The sequence below is a fragment of the Streptomyces sp. NPDC047974 genome (assembly GCF_040653375.1).
Taxonomy (GTDB): Bacteria; Actinomycetota; Actinomycetes; order Streptomycetales; family Streptomycetaceae; genus Streptomyces.
In genome coordinates, this window is the sequence record NZ_JBEZNU010000087.1 from 1 (window position 1) to 2991 (window position 2991).

The 2991-nt window shown below is 56.0% G+C and carries 2 protein-coding genes; one reads left to right on the forward strand and one right to left on the reverse strand.

Features of this window, described 5'->3' with window-relative positions:
* Window positions 1-636 precede the first annotated feature (636 nt).
* Window positions 637-1404, reverse strand: a complete 768-nt coding sequence (locus AB0E19_RS38325; RefSeq protein WP_152906263.1) for a hypothetical protein — start codon at window positions 1402-1404, stop codon at window positions 637-639.
* Between the two features lie 1092 nt (window positions 1405-2496).
* Here AB0E19_RS38325 and AB0E19_RS38330 point away from each other — a divergent pair.
* Window positions 2497-2751 (forward strand): hypothetical protein, encoded by a 255-nt coding sequence (locus tag AB0E19_RS38330; protein ID WP_053091866.1) that lies wholly within the window; start codon window positions 2497-2499, stop codon window positions 2749-2751.
* The last annotated feature ends 240 nt before the right edge of the window (window positions 2752-2991 follow it).

The following is a 2991-nucleotide window of genomic DNA, read 5'->3' on the forward strand; positions in this document are numbered from 1 at the left end:
CAATCCGGCAGGTTGTCGAGCAGGTTGAACAGGTCCAGCAAAGGGCTGTAGCCCACCTCCGCCGTCGGGCGCGGGGAATCGGTCGCTGCGGCGGGCCACGCCTGCATCGCCAGAACGGCTACGGCAAGCGCACCTGCCCATTCCAGCCACATCCTGCCGGGGCAGACGGAAACGACCATGAGACCCCGTGGAGTAGCGCCCAGAAATTCGAGCACGGCGTCCCGAGGGATGGCAACGCGCCAAACAGCAGGGGCCGGACGGTCACCCGCGTGACTGTTCTGGCAGCCGACCTCCGATCGGCAAACGCTCGCGTCTGCAATGACATTACTCCCCCCGGTCAATGAACAGAGCCGCGAGCCCGCGTGAAATACAGGAAAACAGACACCACCGACGACAAGAAGCTTGCCACATAGAGCAAGCCAGCCAGAACTGCAACAGGGATGTACAAATTAAAGTAAGGCGCGCTGTTTACAGCAAAAAAGGCCGCAAAGATTGGGGCGACAGACAAAAGCACCAACGCCGAAACGCTGGCGAAATATGCCCACCCCCTGCCGGAAGCGGGCAAGAGCGGGCATTGACATTGTCAAGACTGTCAAATGAAATAGAATCAGAACAACGAAAGTTTGCATACAAACCTTATTTCAATCCCGCAATACTGCACATACTCTTATAGCTACTCATTACAGCACCCGGATCCATTGCCCCGACCTTGCTCGAATAAGCTTGGAGCAATGCGGCCGACCTCGCGTCACCCAAATCACCGGCAACTGCGATTGAAGCGGCAATAGGGAATTCCATCCCGCCAGTCACAGCGCTGGTCCGTCCAAACAAGTATGCAGCGAAGGGGCTGGGATGAAATTTGAGAATCTCGGCAGCAGAAACCTGTGTATCAATCGCCAATTTCTGATATTCATCACGAGCAGCGGGCGAAGCCTGGAAAACCTCACTAATATTTTCAGCTCCAGAAGATGACACCAAGCTCTCAAGCTTAAACATCCCCCTATCGACATAAAAGGCTTTCGCCTTAACATCCCCCTGCCGAGCCCTATTGAGAAGCTCATCGTCCGTGAGATTTTTCGCGTCCAACCATTCTTTGGCAGAGGGGAAACCCAAAGCCTCTACCTCACGCATCGACCTTCCCTCCAGACCTGCGAAAATTCCATTGTATCGGATCGAGAGATCGGCCAAATATTCACGTTGCTCCGCAGATAGTGAAGAGTCACCATCCCACTTGAAAGTAGAGTTCCCGCTCTCCCCAAGCAATTTTTCAGATCCAGACCCAGAATCACTGGGACGCAGCTCAGCCTTGCTAGCTACCTGCTCCGCCGGCGGCCCACAAGCAATTAAAAGACCTGCTGATATCACTGAAACAATAGCGAACTTCGCGCCAAATTTAATGCTCATGGTGCACATCCATTTGCTTTCATGTCATGGACCCAGGCAGCACAAGTATTCTCACTAATCGCCTTTGCGTACGCTTCGTTTGATCCACTCGTAGTCGATACGGCCCCGTGATACATTCCTGCATAACCCATGCAAATATTGAAAGAGTCGGGATTCGACTGCCCTGAACAAGCGGACTCCATCGCTCCTCGGAATTGAACATCACAGGTACCTCGATGCATCGCACTGCCCCAACAGGCATCATGGCCATTACATGCAGCGAGAAAACTCACACCTGCAAACGGGGCATTCAGATCCCCCGAATAAGTTGACGAATTGGATTGCGAAAGCGCGCGCCCCAGAAACCAATTTGCACGAGGCCCAGTGCCACACCCATTTGGCACCCATCCAGGACTGAATCCAGGCACAGACGGTGGGGACCCGTAATCACAGTTTGCGGGGCGGCTTGCGCGCATCGCCCTGCAGACTTGCTGCTGATCGAGTTCCGGCAGCTCATCAGGATATCGCGCATGCTCCTCTAGAAACCGCTGATTGGCTGCGAATGACTCCTGATTCACTGCACCAGCACATGCGGTTCCGAGACAGCTAAACTGTCCCCCTCCCACTTTTGGCGCTGTGACCCTAACCGGCGGCAGAGTGACCGTCTGGGAGTAAGCCGAAAAAATACCGCGCTCGCCACCACTGCCAGCAATATACCTTTGCCCTTCATATGCACTCCTTTGCTTTAGTAGGCCCTCTTTAACATCCAGAACTCTAAGAACTCTCCTTGGACCAATTGCTGCCTTGCCTTCTCCACCAACAGCTGAACTCTTATCAATCCTGAACAATCGTGTCAACACGTGATTGGTGTAGCGGCCCTTCCATGCATGCTTTCGTCCCGTGGCTGCGATCCCCGAGGATGTCCCATCGATCCTGGCAGCCTGCCGCGAGGACCAGGTCCGTAATTACTGCCTGTTCAACTTCGCAACGGGTCTGCGCACCTCGGAAATGATCGGTCTTTGTTAGTCGGACATCGATTGGCGCAAGGGCACGGCCAATATCCGACGCGCCTGGGTCATGGGCAAGACGAAGGCCTCAAAGACCTAGCCCGGCATGTGTGAGGCGCAGCTGCTGCAGCCGACGATCGACGCCCTGAAGGCCCAGCGCACCCATACCGCCACCGTCGACGGATTCGTCCCCCACGACCCCAGGAGCAGTTCCACGCTCAGCGTCGGCGACAACGTGATGTGGGTGACCCGGCAGATGGAGCACCGGGACTGGACGATCACAGCCAAGAAGTATGGCCGATGGTCCCATCGATGGTTCCCGACGCCGGCGCCAGGGCGGCGGCTATCTGGGATCCGCTGAGGGCCCTCGTCAGCCCGGTGCTGGACACCGGTACCGAGGACTGAACAGCTCAGGCGCCTCGCAGTTGCGGGCGTGACTGTTCAGGAAGATTGCCGTAAGATCCGTTTCGTTGGGCAGGGTCAGTGTCAGCTTTTTTGCCGGCATTGGCCCCAAAGCCTTGCAGCACTTGAAGAAACCGGGGGTGCATTGGTTTCGACGGGGGTTGTGAAGTCGCCTGGCGCATGCCGAGGGGGTAGCTTT